At 40.6% G+C, this 13,864-nt stretch carries 15 protein-coding genes; 13 read left to right on the forward strand and 2 right to left on the reverse strand.

Translation table 11 applies throughout. From position 1 onward, the window contains the following. The first annotated feature begins 144 nt into the window (after positions 1 to 144). The 8 genes from PSM_RS15650 to PSM_RS15685 all read left to right on the forward strand — a co-directional run bounded on the left by PSM_RS15650 (position 145) and on the right by PSM_RS15685 (position 6,203). Positions 145 to 792: a hypothetical protein gene (locus tag PSM_RS15650; RefSeq protein WP_013462837.1), complete on the forward strand. Its 648-nt coding sequence runs from the start codon at positions 145 to 147 to the stop codon at positions 790 to 792. Between the two features lie 11 nt (positions 793 to 803). After that, on the forward strand, positions 804 to 1,463 hold the full coding sequence (locus PSM_RS15655) for a response regulator (RefSeq protein WP_013462838.1): 660 nt from the start codon (positions 804 to 806) through the stop codon (positions 1,461 to 1,463). Between the two features lie 62 nt (positions 1,464 to 1,525). Next, complete coding sequence (locus tag PSM_RS15660) at positions 1,526 to 2,710, forward strand: ATP-binding protein (protein WP_013462839.1); 1,185 nt, start codon at positions 1,526 to 1,528, stop codon at positions 2,708 to 2,710. Between the two features lie 108 nt (positions 2,711 to 2,818). After that, positions 2,819 to 3,172 carry a cupredoxin domain-containing protein gene (locus PSM_RS15665; RefSeq protein ID WP_013462841.1) on the forward strand — a complete coding sequence of 118 codons (354 nt, stop codon included), beginning with the start codon at positions 2,819 to 2,821 and terminating at the stop codon, positions 3,170 to 3,172. After that, the gene (locus tag PSM_RS15670; RefSeq protein WP_013462842.1) at positions 3,159 to 3,899 is read left to right on the forward strand and encodes a hypothetical protein; all 741 of its coding nucleotides are present in this window, start codon (positions 3,159 to 3,161) and stop codon (positions 3,897 to 3,899) included. The genes PSM_RS15665 and PSM_RS15670 overlap by 14 nt, the downstream gene beginning before the upstream one ends. Next, positions 3,896 to 4,609, forward strand: a complete 714-nt coding sequence (locus tag PSM_RS15675; RefSeq protein WP_013462843.1) for a hypothetical protein — start codon at positions 3,896 to 3,898, stop codon at positions 4,607 to 4,609. Before PSM_RS15670 ends, PSM_RS15675 begins: the two co-directional genes overlap by 4 nt. A gap of 260 nt (positions 4,610 to 4,869) precedes the next feature. Further along, on the forward strand, positions 4,870 to 5,079 hold the full coding sequence (locus tag PSM_RS15680) for a cold-shock protein (RefSeq protein WP_008467029.1): 210 nt from the start codon (positions 4,870 to 4,872) through the stop codon (positions 5,077 to 5,079). A gap of 365 nt (positions 5,080 to 5,444) precedes the next feature. Continuing rightward, entirely contained in the window at positions 5,445 to 6,203 is a 759-nt protein-coding gene (locus PSM_RS15685) for a substrate-binding periplasmic protein (RefSeq protein ID WP_013462844.1), read from the forward strand. Between the two features lie 572 nt (positions 6,204 to 6,775). Here the strand turns inward: PSM_RS15685 and PSM_RS15690 are convergent. Together PSM_RS15690 and udk are read right to left on the reverse strand one after the other, a co-directional pair. After that, positions 6,776 to 7,999 carry a NupC/NupG family nucleoside CNT transporter gene (locus tag PSM_RS15690; protein WP_013462846.1) on the reverse strand — a complete coding sequence of 408 codons (1,224 nt, stop codon included), beginning with the start codon at positions 7,997 to 7,999 and terminating at the stop codon, positions 6,776 to 6,778. A gap of 17 nt (positions 8,000 to 8,016) precedes the next feature. Beyond that, positions 8,017 to 8,646 carry a uridine kinase gene (udk, locus tag PSM_RS15695; protein ID WP_013462847.1) on the reverse strand — a complete coding sequence of 210 codons (630 nt, stop codon included), beginning with the start codon at positions 8,644 to 8,646 and terminating at the stop codon, positions 8,017 to 8,019. A 192-nt stretch (positions 8,647 to 8,838) separates the two neighbouring features. Here udk and PSM_RS15700 point away from each other — a divergent pair, with 192 nt between their 5' ends. The 5 genes from PSM_RS15700 (at position 8,839) to PSM_RS15725 (ending at position 13,695) form a co-directional block, all read left to right on the forward strand. Continuing rightward, positions 8,839 to 10,056: a phosphopentomutase gene (locus PSM_RS15700; protein ID WP_013462848.1), complete on the forward strand. Its 1,218-nt coding sequence runs from the start codon at positions 8,839 to 8,841 to the stop codon at positions 10,054 to 10,056. A gap of 65 nt (positions 10,057 to 10,121) precedes the next feature. After that, positions 10,122 to 10,823, forward strand: a complete 702-nt coding sequence (deoD, locus tag PSM_RS15705; protein WP_008110728.1) for a purine-nucleoside phosphorylase — start codon at positions 10,122 to 10,124, stop codon at positions 10,821 to 10,823. Positions 10,824 to 11,829: 1,006 nt separating this feature from the next. Beyond that, on the forward strand, positions 11,830 to 12,573 hold the full coding sequence (locus PSM_RS15715) for a ferredoxin--NADP reductase (protein ID WP_013462849.1): 744 nt from the start codon (positions 11,830 to 11,832) through the stop codon (positions 12,571 to 12,573). Positions 12,574 to 12,663: 90 nt separating this feature from the next. Beyond that, a complete protein-coding gene (locus PSM_RS15720) occupies positions 12,664 to 13,365 on the forward strand; it encodes a nuclear transport factor 2 family protein (protein WP_013462851.1) in 702 nt (233 codons plus the stop codon). 9 nt (positions 13,366 to 13,374) lie between these two features. After that, complete coding sequence (locus PSM_RS15725; protein WP_013462852.1) at positions 13,375 to 13,695, forward strand: hypothetical protein; 321 nt, start codon at positions 13,375 to 13,377, stop codon at positions 13,693 to 13,695. The last annotated feature ends 169 nt before the right edge of the window (positions 13,696 to 13,864 follow it).

A 13,864-nucleotide genomic window follows, 5' to 3' on the forward strand; every position in this document is an offset into this window, starting at 1 on the left:
GCCTGTTTGGCATTGATGCTGCTTTATCGCCAATTTATGGGGAATAACCACACCACATAGGCGCTGCCTTGCCTAAATACCAAACAGGCTGCTGCAAATTCAACCTTGAAAGGTCAGCAGACCCTAAATAATAGAGGATTTATTATGAAAAAATTTACTTTAGCAGCTTATTTAAGCATTGTTAGTGTGTTTTCATCGCCGGTATTTGCAGATGAACAAAGCGACTTACTCGCTATTCAACAGCAGTGGGCGGTCGCTAATTATGAGCTTAAAGATGACGCACAAATCAAAGCCTTTACTCAACTGAGTGAGCAAAGTGCTCAATTTATCGAAAACTATCCTAATTCAGCAAATAGCTACACATGGAACGGCATTGTGCTGGCAAGTTTTGCGGGTGCAAAAGGCGGCTTAGGGGCGTTGGGTTATGCCAAAGATGCAAAGGCATCATTAGAGCAAGCCCTTAAAATAGACGACAGTGCTTTAGGTGGCTCAGCGTATGCCAGCCTGGCAACTTTATACAGTAAAGTACCAGGGTGGCCAATTGGCTTTGGTGATGATGACACCGCCGATAAGTTTTTTAAGCAAGCACTCGCTTTTAATCAAAAAGGCATTGATACTAATTACTTGTATGGTGAGTTTTTATACGACGAACGTGAATATAAGCAAGCCAAAGCCCATTTGTTAGTTGCACAAGCGGCCGGTATTCGTGATACTCGCGCTAAAGCGGACAAATATCGTCAGCAAGCAATTAGCCAATTATTAGCTAAAGTTGATAAAAAACTAAAGAGATAACAAAACAAACAATGCATTTATTATTAGTTGAAGATGATCATCTTGTGGCGCAAGGGCTTTGCCGCTCATTGCGCCAAGAAGGCTACAGTGTAGAACACAGCGCAACGGTTAAGCATGCGTTGCAATGTTTAGGCAGTGGCGAAATAGAGTTGGTTATACTTGACCTAGGCTTACCTGATGGTGATGGTTCGCAAATTTTAAAGCACATAAAAGCACAAAAAAAAGTCATTCCGGTGGTGATACTAACCGCTCGCAGTAGCATAGATGACAAAGTGCAAGGGCTTGATATGGGGGCTGATGATTATTTAGCTAAGCCATTTGAACCAGCCGAATTATTTGCTCGTTTGCGCGTAGCGAGCCGACGTGTAAATCAAGCTCAGTCGAGCTTATTACAATGTGGTGATGTTACTATGGATACGTCAGCGCACAGTGTCACACTTAACGATGAGCTACTTTCTCTGCCGCGAAAAGAGTACATGCTGCTAAAAGCGTTACTGGAAAACCAAGGTCGCGTGCAATCTAAGCAGCAGTTAGAAAATAAACTCTATCAATGGGGTGAAGAGGTTGGCTCTAACACCATTGAGGTGCATATTCATCACCTACGAAAAAAATTCCCCAGCGATTTTATTAAAACTCTCCGTGGTATTGGCTATGTTGTGGGAAAGAGATAGCTCACGTGATTAAAACGCCCCTAGATTGCACAAACTTGAATTTACAAAGGTAACCATGCTCTATGTCAATTCGTAAGCGTTTAACACTTATCTTACTGTCAATGATGGTGTTAACCTGCTTTTTAGCTTTAGTAAAAGGCTATCAAAAAAGTATGAGCCATGGTGAGCAATTACTCGATAGTGAGCTAAAAGTAGTGGCTGGAGTCTTGATGCAACAGCCTCTATCTATAAACGCTATGGCGCCAAAAATGCAAGAAAGCGCCCAGTTACTGTATCAAATTTGGCAAAGTGGTGAGCTACTTAGCGGTTCTGACGAATTAAATCTTGATTTGAGCCAATATCAAGCAGGTTTTCAAACGCTTAATATTGCAGGGCAGCGAATGCGGGTATTCGTTTTTGCTACTTCTTTACGCACCGTTATTGTTGCCGAGCCGATTGCTAAGCGGTTTGAGCTTGCCGAGGCGGTGATTTTATCAGCCATGTTACCCATGTTATGGGCGGTTCCTTTGCTTGCGCTATTTATTAGCTTTTTTGTTAAATATGCACTGGCACCGTTAACTCGTTTATCAAAACAGTTAGCCCTGCGCCAAGCAAATGATTTCACAGCGATCAATTGGCAGGTGACGGATGAAGAAATAAAACCAGTGATCAGCCGCTTAAACGACTTATTTAAACGCGTAGAAACGGCCTATTTACGAGAGCGTTTTTTTGCCTCAGATGCCGCCCATGAATTACGTACACCCCTGAGCAGTTTAAAAATTAATGTGCATAATTTGGCCGCCCAACAAGGCGATAACCAAGAATTACAAGCCATGACTCAAGGTATAAATCGACTCACCAATATAGTGGAGCAAATGCTAATACTAGGACGTACTCAGCCAGAGCAGTGGCAAAAGCAGTTTAAAGAACAGTCATTATTAGCGATCACGCAAGAAGTAGTTAGCCAACTATATGAAAAAATAGAGGCTAAAAATCACACTATTAGCCTTGAGGGAGATGACTTTACTATTAACGGTGATGAGTTTACCTTAGTGACGTTGATTTCAAACCTACTGAGTAATGCTATAAAGTACGCGCCTGCAAACGGACAAATAAAAATTACCCTAAAGCAGATGCACAGGCAGCGTATTTGGCAAATAGAAGACAGCGGTCCAGGTATGACGGACGATCAAAAACAACGGATATTTAACCGTTTTATCGCGTTGGCGGTGACCAACATCCTTCGGGTGAACAAGGTGCGGGCTTAGGCATGGCAATAGTCCAGCACATTATTGCTATTTATAGCGCTGAAATTAATTTAACAGATAGCGATTTGGGCGGCTTAAAAGTACAGGTAGTTTTTGCAGGAGCTAAATGTGATTAAACGACTTATTCACCCCTATTTATATTGTTGCGTATTTTTATCATTTAACGCCGCCAGTAAAGACTATCTTATTGTACTTAAAGATCATTTGTTTTATCCCGCAGAAATCGTGGTGCCGGCCAATAAAAAGGTACGCTTGTTAATCGAAAATCAAGATAGTACGCCTGAAGAATTCGACAGTTTCGATCTCAACCGAGAGAAAGTACTTTACCCTAATCGCAAAAGCGTTATTTATATTGGGCCGCTAACTCCTGGGCGTTATGAATTTTTTGGCGAGTTCTCGCCCAATACGGCGCGTGGTGTTGTAATAGCGACCGAAAAGGAGGGTTCTGATGCTAATAACTAGCCTTGTGATGAGCCTCAATCAGTTATTGCCGGTGGCCATTTTACTTATTTTACTCCAAGTGATTGCCAAGCAAAGTTTAGTGAAGGTACTGGGGATGCTTGTTTTAGGTGTGGGGCTATCATTTTTATTTGTAAAAAGTGCTCCGCTAATTAGTCCCTTGTTCGACTACCAGGGTTTAGAATATACCCAAATTGCTTTATGTATTTTAGTGTTTATCAGTGCGCTGTACTACGCCATTAAACAAGCAACGCCTGCATTTATGATTGCGATTATCAGTGTAATGACTCTTTATTTAAGTCATTACATTATTTACCTGATTGGCTTTTGGCAAAACAACGAAGCAGCACAAAGCTTATTTATTGGCACTTTTTTAGGTTTAGGGATATGCAGTAGCTTTAGTGTGTTGTTGTATTTTTTATTGAGTGCAATCAAACAGCGCTTTGGGCTTATCCCTTTATTGGTATTGTTAGCATTAAACAGTGCGGCAAAACTGGTTGTGGCACTTGATTTGGCGAGCCAAATTGATTTGATAGCAACAACGGCAACCGTATGGGATTTACGTGCTATTTTAACTGAAAACTCAGAGTTTGGACGGGTTTTGCGCGCACTTATCGGTTATGAGGCTACGCCTAATTTAACCAGTGTTTTAAGTTATGTGCTGAGCAGCGTGTTATTTTTATCAGTTTGTTATTTTATTCCTAAATCAATAACTAAGGAACAATCATGAAAGCAATAAACCTATTTGCAGCCACTGTATTAATTGGTTTTTGTTTATTAATACCTAAGCTGGCTTATGCTGATGGCATAGTGGTTGATAAAGTTTATCATCCTTATGTGTTGCCGTTTGAGCGCGAGCTAGAGTGGCGGCTTGTGTCACATCAAACTGACAATGGTAATATTTTAGCGCAGCGCGTTGGCTTAGGCGGCGCAATTAACGACACCATGGCATTGGAAGGCTATTTAGTGGGCGAGCGCGATGATAATGGTGACTTTGGCTTGCAAGCGTATGAGTTAGAACTTCGTTGGCAGTTAATAGAGCAGGGCAGGCTATGGGCTGATTGGGGCGCGTTATTTGAATTTGAAAAACAGCATGACGCCGACGCATACGAAGCAACCACCGGTTTTGTGATTGAAAAAGAGTTTGGTCGTGCAAGTCTCACTATGAATGCATTTTTAGTGTATGAGTGGGGCCAAGATATACAAAATGAGTGGGAAAGCGAATTTAGAGCGCAATATCGCTACCGCTATTTGTCTGCTTTTCAGCCCGCGGTTGAGGTTTACCTTGGCGAAGACTTTGTCGGTATTGGCCCCGGATTTATAGGGTTACATCGCTTTGATGGACAAAAACAATTAAAGTGGGAAGCCGGTTTTATTACTGAAATCAGCCAGTCAGAGAAAAATCATAGCTTTAGAATGGCACTAGAATTTGAATTTTAAGCTCTTTAAACAAGTACTTAATTTATAAAGCGGGCTGCTTAAGCTATTTTATAAATTAAATCGCATTAAGGGTTGACTTGAGTCTGTAACTCTATATAGTAGTCCGCAGCTAGAAAGAAAGCATGATAATTTATAAATCTCCATTTCGTTGTTGTATAAGTAATACTTGTAGTACCGTCCTGAAGTTTTTAAGTACCATCTCATTTTTTGCTACACCGCCCATTAGGGCACAATTTAATTTTTATATCAGGAATAATACTATGTCTAACATCGTATCAGGTACAGTTAAGTGGTTCAACGAGTCTAAAGGTTTTGGTTTTATCGAGCAAGAAAATGGTCCAGACGTTTTCGCACATTTCTCAGCAATCAAAAGCGAAGGTTTCAAAACTTTAGCTGAAGGCCAACGTGTAGAGTTCACTCTTTCACAAGGTCAAAAAGGTCCTCAAGCTGATAACATCACAGCTCTATAATTTTACTTTTAAGTAAAATGAAAAAAAGCGCTTAAGGCGCTTTTTTTTGTGTCTAAAATTTAAGAATATCTCCCCACCATCTGTAAATTTATACCAATTCGCTTAATTAAGCGGTCTATTTTGAGGCAGGAAAAACGGGTTGATAGCTAGGCAAAAAATTCGCTATTTAGTTGTTCTAAATGAGAATTTTTTAACACAGATAGCGACACGTTTAGCCCCGCAAAATGATTGAGTATTATTGCGGATTGGTATTATTAACGATAGTCACTCTCAAATCACCTGCTATTTTTAACATTATAAAAGTGCTATAAATTAATAGTTTCTGTACGCTTTCTAGGTTAAGGTTATTACTTAAATTATAGGGGGTGTTTATTTTTAAATTTACATTATTAGCGTTAGGGTTGCTATTTAGCCATAATATCCAGGCTAATGCGCCTAAATTGGTTATTTATACCGAAAGCTTTGCCCCTTACAATTTTCAAAATGAAGCTGGGCAGCTAGCGGGTATTAATCATGATATAGTGAAAGATGCTTGTGCTCGTGCCGCACTAGAGTGCGAATTTATGATGTTACCTTGGAAGCGTGCTTACCAGTTAGTGCAAAATAACCCACACTCAGCCATCATTTCTCTAGCAAAAACGCAAGAACGTATTCCTCTTTTTGAATGGGTGGGACCTTTGGTATCGAGCCAAACCTACTTTTTTAAATTAAAAACTAGCGACCATATTGTGATGAATGATATTTCACAAGCTAAAAACTACTCGTTGGGCATAGTGCGAGGCGACATTTATGAAATGCTGGTGCGTCGACTTGGGTTTGTTACCGATAAAAACTTACTACTGTTTAGTGAAGCAGACTCATTTATGCGACTGTTTTTTAAAAAACGCATCGATTTAATTATTGGCTCTGACTTTACTATTGATCATCAAACTGAGCCATTTGGGTACTCTAGGGATGACTTGGTGAAGCTCAAGCAAATTCATGTGGATGAGCTTAAAGGCAACTATATTGGCTTTAACAAAGCCACTTCACCTGTGGTAGTAAAACGCTTTAATCAAGCACTTGAGCAGCTTAAGGCTGAGTCTGGCTATGAAGCTTACATTAAACGTTATGTAAAAAATTAAGCCTATAGACAATAATAAACACGCCTAAGCACAGAAAAACTCAAAAAGTTCCCACTCAATAATGCCTATATTACCTCTTCACAGCCATTCATTCTTGTTAACTTCGCTACCTTTTATACTCTCAAGTGCCTTGTAAAGGGCTAATAAGTAAATGCTCCTACAGCTACACAGTTGTTCATATTTTTTAGTAATACCAATTCGCTTAATTAAGTGGTCTATTTTGAGGCTGGAAAAACGAGTTGATAGCTAGGCAAAAAATTCGCTATTTAGTTGTTCTAAATGAGAATTTTTTAACACAGGTAGCGACACGTTTAGCCCCGCAAAATGATTAAGTATTATTGCGGATTGGTATAAGTGCAATGATGGCTTTTGATGGCGTAAGGAGTGCGTGAATGAAAGCTTTGCTAGGAATTTTTAGGTATGAATTGCTGAGGATTTAGAAAATAGAGGCTATAAAAACGATAAAAGGGCCTTGCGGCCCTTGGTGAAGTATCGTTCAAGTCAGATAGTGCTTTAACCCCTTAAAGCGCTATCCTATTGTTTTGCAACAGTTGGATCGTCTCATTAAGTTTCTAAGCTAGCGAGAGGAAAAACCCAGCAATTGCTGCGCTCATAAGGTTAGCCATAGATCCTGCTAACACTGCTCTGAGCCCTAAGCGTGCGATATCCTTTCGCCGACTAGGCGCCATACCGCCTAATCCACCTAGTAAAATGGCTATCGATGATAAGTTAGCAAAGCCACACAAAGCAAAGGTAACAATTGCTTGTGTATGCGCACTTAACGTATCGCGATAATTTATAAAGTCTAAGTAAGCAACAAACTCATTTACTACTAACTTTTGACCAATAAAGCTGCCGGCTAAAATTGCCTCATTCCACGGTACACCTAATAACCATGCAACAGGGGCAAACAAGTAGCCTAAAATTTCTTGTAGCGTTAATGTAGGGTAATCAAACAACCCACCAATACCGCCTAATAAACCGTTTAATAACGCAATCAGTGCAACAAATGCTAAAAGCATGGCACCTACGTTTAATGCTAAGTGCATACCGTTTGCTGCGCCTGATGCTGCTGCATCAATAACATTAACCGGTTTGTCGTCGCCTAAATCTATATCGGCTAAATCATCTTTAGGTGTTTCTGTCTCTGGCACTATCATTTTTGCCATTAAGAAACCACCTGGTGCTGCCATAAAACTGGCTGCAATTAAATATTTAAGGTCTACACCAATAATTACGTAACCAGCCATTACAGAGCCTGCTACGGTGGCCAAACCACCTACCATTACGGCAAATAACTCAGATTTGGTCATTGTCGCAATAAACGGTTTAACAATGAGTGGCGCTTCAGTTTGGCCAACAAAAATATTTGCGGTGGCTGAAAGCGACTCGGTGCGAGAGGTTTTCAATAATTTTTGTAAACCACCGCCTAAAATTTTAATTATCCAATCCATAATGCCTAAGTGGTATAACACAGCAACAAGTGCTGAGAAAAACACAATCACTGGCAATACTTGAATGGCAAAAATAAACCCTAGCGTATCTTGCGATGCTAATGGGCCAAATAAAAAGCCAATTCCATCGTTGGCATACCCAATAACCGATGAAACGGCGCGAGACATACTCGCTAATACATTTTTGCCAGCTTCAAAAAACAGTACAAAACCGCCGATAATGACTTGCATTAAAAATGCGATACCCACGGTTCTTAGTTTTATTGCTTTGCGATCAGTTGAGGCCGCAAAAGCGATGCCTAGTAGCACTAGCATGCCTACTAAGCTCATAAATGTTGTCATACAAACGTTTCCCGTTGTTATTCTTGTAAAATGTACTTTATTTTACTTTTTATAATATCAATCGCAACGCGATTCATACCGCCTCGAGTCACAACTAAGTCAGCGTTATGCTTTGAAGGCTCAATAAATTGATAAAACATCGGTCTAACAGTTGCTTGATATTGCTCAACAACAGATTGTAATGTTCTGCCTCTTTGTTCCATGTCGCGTTGCATTCGGCGCATTAAACAAATATCCAATGGCGTATCTATAAACACCTTGATATCAAATTCTTTATTAAGCGCTTTATCACTCAGTAATAAAATACCTTCTACAATGAGTATTTTAGCCGAAGCCACACGGCGCGTTTTATCGCTACGTGTATGCTGAGCATAATCATAAGTTGGTACTTCAACAGAGTGGCCATTACGAAGTTGCGTTAAATGCTCAAGCAATAGCTCGTGTTCAAATGCATCAGGATGGTCGTAATTCGTTTGCGTACGATGTGCCATCGGCAAATGCGATTGATCCTTGTAATAAGCATCTTCTTCAATAATGGCGATAGCGCCTGGTTCAAGCTCATTTACCAATTCATTGTAAATAGTTTGGCTAAATAGAGATTTGCCGGACGCCGATGCGCCTGCAATAGCTATAATAGTTCGTGTCACTAAAGTTCTCACCCACACAGAAGGATATATTGTTGGTAGATCACAATAGCAAAAAAGACACGATTAATCTCTTTTGCTTCGCTTAAGAGTGCAAATTTATAATGTTTAGGTTTTATGAAACAGGACTTATGTCCTGTACGGAAAATTCGAAGAGCAGATAAAGTAACCACCTAGAACAGATGTGAGGTCACAATGGCAAGAGCAATTATCTTAATGGCGGATAGTTTAGGAATTGGCGCAGCACCCGATGCAGATAAATTTGGTGATGTTGGTGCTAATACATTCGCACATTTACTCAAGGCATATTATGACGAGACTGGCAGTAAGCTTTCGCTTCCTAACCTTTCAAAATTAGGGTTAGTGGATGCATGTGAAGCCGCTGGTAAAGAACCCTGTTTAGTTGCTGAGCGACATGAACCACAAGGTGCATGGGGTTACGCAAAAGAGCTTTCAAGCGGTAAAGACACGCCATCGGGTCATTGGGAAATGGCAGGCGTGCCAGTGTTATTTGATTGGGGTTACTTCCCTAAAACACAGCCGAGTTTCCCACAAGAATTTGTAGACGAGTTTATTGCTCGCACAGGTATTCCGGGCATTTTAGGCAATTGCCATGCCTCAGGAACCACGATTTTAGAGCAGCTAGGTGAAGAGCACGTAAAAACAGGTAAACCAATCTGTTACACCTCAGCTGATAGTGTGTTTCAAATAGCCGCGCATGAAGAATCATTCGGCCTAGAGAAGCTTTATCAAGTTTGCGAAATCGCACGGGCGCTGCTTGATGAAATGAATATAGGGCGAGTGATTGCGCGGCCATTTTTGGGTTCTAATAATCAAGATTTTGCCAGAACAGGTAATCGTCGTGATTATTCAGTATTACCGCCATCGCCAACATTGCTTGATGTACTTGCAAAAGACGGTGGCGAAGTTATCAGTATTGGTAAAATTTCAGATATTTATGCGCATCAAGGCATTACCCAAAAGCATAAAGCGCCAGGGTTAATTAACTTGCTAGAAAAAACCAGCGAAGTGGTGGCGACTGCGCCGGATCACAGTTTGATTTTTACCAATTTAGTTGATTTTGATGAAAAGTTTGGTCACCGCCGAAATCCTGTTGGCTATGCGAAAGCGCTCAAAGAGTTTGATGATTACTTACCCACTATTTTAGCGCAATTAAAGCCGGATGATTTATTAATGATCACCGCCGATCATGGCTGTGACCCGACCTTTCCAGGGTCTGAGCACACCCGTGAATATGTGCCGGTTATTGCCTATCAGACAGGGATGAAAAACACCCCGCTGGGCGAACGCAATAGCTTTGCCGATATTGGCCAAACGCTTGCACAATGGTTTAACCTTAAAGCGTTAGAATATGGTGATGGCTTTATTGATAAGCTGAACACAGTTAAGTAACTTAAAAATACGCTCGCTATTTTTAAAGTAATAGGGCTTTTAGCCAAACAAAAGGAAAACAATCGATGAGTACTCCGCATATCAGTGCAAACGTAGGTGATTTTGCCGAAACAGTATTAATGCCAGGCGATCCGCTACGCGCACAATATATTGCTGAAAACTTTTTAGATGATGCAGTGCAAGTAACCGGCGTACGTAACATGTACGGCTTTACTGGAACTTACAAAGGTAAGCCAGTGAGCATTATGGGTTCTGGCATGGGCATTCCTTCAATGTCAATTTATGCTCGTGAGCTTATTGTCAGTTTTGGCGTTAAAAATATTATTCGTATAGGTACCTGTGGTGGTATTGGTAGCGATATTAAAATTCGCGACGTAATTTTTGCACAAGGTGCAAGCACAGATTCAAACGTAAATCGTGCCCGCGTTCGTGGTACTGACTTTGCTGCTATTGCTAACTTTGACCTACTTTTAAACGGCGTAAATGCAGCTAAAGATTTAGGTATTGATGCAAAAGTAGGTAACGTATTTACTACGGATACTTTTTATCAAGCAGACGACACGTTTTATAAAGATCTAGACAAACTAGGTGTACTCGCTGTTGATATGGAAACAGCTGGCTTATACGGCGTAGCAGCAGAATACGGTGCAAAAGCAATGGCATTATTTACCGTCAGTGATCATGTAATCACAGGCGAAGCAACACCTGCAGATGAGCGTCAAACCACGTTCAACGAAATGGTTAAAATTGCCCTAGAGTCAATTTAATAAATACAACAGTTCCTTGGTAACGTATTCACTAAGTTTTGGAGACACGCCCAAAGTGAAGTGAGACTAAACCCCCAAAGCCGCATTTTATGCGGCTTTTTTTATGCCTGAAATTTAGGTGTGAGATTCGAGTCTCGGGGTGCGGGCCACGGGTTTCGAGCTACGGGCTTTAGGTTTCAGGTTAAAGGTCAAAGGTTAAAGGTTTTAGCAGTAGCTCGCAGCTCGTCACCCGAAGCCCGTTGTCTTCTCATTTACTCTCATTCACTTCTCTGTGTTTAAACAAGAAATTAGACTTTAGATGTCAGATTAAAATGCGCGAGGTAAACTTCCGCCTACTGATATGGTTACCTTCTAAATTTATTTTAGGCGGGGCTTTATGCCGCGTAAGGTCATTAATTTAAAAAATATTTACCACCGAGAACACCGAGTTTACAGAGAAATGCTTAAAAAATACCAATCTACCTCTGTGTAGCGCAAAGCGCCTCGGAACCCTCTGTGGTGAAAAATTGTTTTTAGCAGTAAGTGCCTTGCGTAGCAGCGATTTTATATCGCGTCAGGTCTAGGATATTAAACACAAATGCGCGAGGTAAACTCCCGCCTACTGATATGGTTAACTTCTGAATTTACTGTAGGCGGAGCTTTATGCTGCGCAAGGTCATTATTCACAAAGAGGACAAAGAGACGCTGCGCTAAAAGAGTAGATTAAAGGTCTCAGGTTTTAGCACTAGCTCGTTGCTCGATACTCGAAACCCGTAGCTCGCTGCCTTCTCATTTATTTCCCTGTCAGTATTTATAACTTAATGCTAATGTTTAAGTTATAAAACTTGCTTTTAAAATGAACCACTTTAAAGTTTTAGCTGATAGCTGATAGCTGATAGCTGATAGCTGATAGCTGATAGCTGATAGCTGATAGCTGATAGCTGATAGCTGATAGCTGATAGCTGATAGCTGATAGCTGATAGCTGATAGCTGATAGCTAAAACACGTTTTACACTCTGGAGTAATTATGTCTAATTGGATTGATGCCACAGTAAAGTCAGTTAAATGGTGGAATGAATCGTTATTTAGCTTAACGGTTAACGCCGATGTAGAACCGTTTAAAGCAGGGCAATTTACAAAGCTTTCTGTTATGGACGGTGAAAAACGCATTGCTCGTGCTTACTCGTATGTTAACGCACCAGATGATCCAAATTTAGAATTTTATTTAATTAATGTAGTCGATGGCCAATTGTCATCGCATTTAGCACAACTTACCCCAGGTGACACTGTACTAATAGAGCGCCGTGCTAGCGGTTTTTTTACCCTTGACGAAGTGCCAGCGAGTGAACAACTTTGGATGCTTAGCACCGGCACCGCTATTGGCCCGTTTTTATCTATATTGCAGCAAAGTGAGGTATGGCAAAAATACAAACATATCAACTTAGTGCATGGGGTGCGCCTAAATAGCGATTTAAGCTATCAGGAGCTAATTAATAAGTTATTAAAGGCTCATCCAGGGCAGCTTAATTATGTGCCAGTAGTTAGCCGTGAGGAGCCTTTACAAGGTTTAGCTGGGCGAATAACCACAGTGATAGAAAATAACGCGCTATCTGAACATGTGGGGCTGTGTGCTACTCCCAATAATGCGCAGTTTATGTTGTGTGGTAATCCGCAAATGGTTAAAGATACCAGTGAGTTATTAGTGGCTCAAAACTATAAGCGTAATCGTCGAAAAGAGCCGGGGCATATTACGGTTGAGCAGTATTGGTAATGAGCTATAACGCTATAATAACTATCTCATGAGGGTAAAATTTGCTATGTTGCGCGTTAATTGCATTTTGTCTTTGTACTTAGGAAAACCATGAAACCTTCATTCATTATATATGCGTGTTTATTCGCCGCTTTCACATTAAACTGTCATGCCATAGAGCAATCGGCATCATCAAACAATGCTGAACTGACACAGCCAGAAAAAGTACAGCCGCAACAAGATGCACTTGATACGTTAACTCAAGAGGTTAACATACCTAAACAACCCGATGTAAAGAAAGTGACTGCAGATGATTCTAAAGTACTTGGCAGCGAATCAACGAAGCCGGTTGAACAGCCTAAAAGTAAAGTAGATAAAGCACAAGCGGTCGTCGAGGCTGAGCAAGCAGTAACGCAAGCAAAAGAGGCACTTACAGCAAGGCAACAAGCCAAAGCAAAACAGTCTCGTGAGTCACTTGCTGTTATAGAGCAATTAGTTAAAGCCTACAACGCGCGTAACATTGAAGAATTTATTCGTATGTATGATGAAGATGTTGAGTTTTATATTTTCCCGAATGAGCTATTATTTAAAGGTAAAGAAAAATTAATTGCGCGTTATGGCATTATGTTTAAAAAGCTAAAGTGTCTTCACTCATCACCTATTAAGCGTATTGTGCATGGTGACATTGTGATTGACCATGAGCTATCAGAAACCTGCTCTAACGATCCGAACGTGATAGATAAACGTTCAGAGCTTATTTCAAGCTATCAAATTAAAGATGGCAAAGTGGTTAGGGTATTATTTTTTAGGTAATTATTAATTATGCAGCTAAGTGACGAGAAAAAAATTCGTGTAATGTATCGTGTAGAGCCTGGCTGTTTAGGCCCTGAGGGCGCAGACCACATTGAAGACTTTTGTCGCTTTGCGAACAAGCATATTAAGTCGCCTTATTATGCGCAGTTATTATTTTTACCTCGATACGATAAGCAAAAAGATGAGCGGCAATACAGCGTTAAAAACCGCAACTTATCTCAAGTGCAGGCTAAAGCGTATTTAAATCATTTTGAAATCAACATAGAAGACTTTGAAGAGCAGCTCGACGAGCTGCTTACTAAGTCAATAGACTTATTCTTTAAACGCTAAGCTCTATTGACCTTTGTAGATTGATATTTGTTTAATCTAGAGGCAGTTTAATTGCGGCGCGAGCTTCTAACCTAGTGGGGTCGATAACTGCGCCTAAGTTATTCTACTGGCTTACATCCTTGTAATAATAAGTAAAAACTGAGCAAAACTTTCGCGTTCTGCTCACGCT

Origin of the sequence: Pseudoalteromonas sp. SM9913 (assembly GCF_000184065.1) — a bacterium.
GTDB classification, from domain to species: Bacteria; Pseudomonadota; Gammaproteobacteria; order Enterobacterales; family Alteromonadaceae; genus Pseudoalteromonas; species Pseudoalteromonas tetraodonis.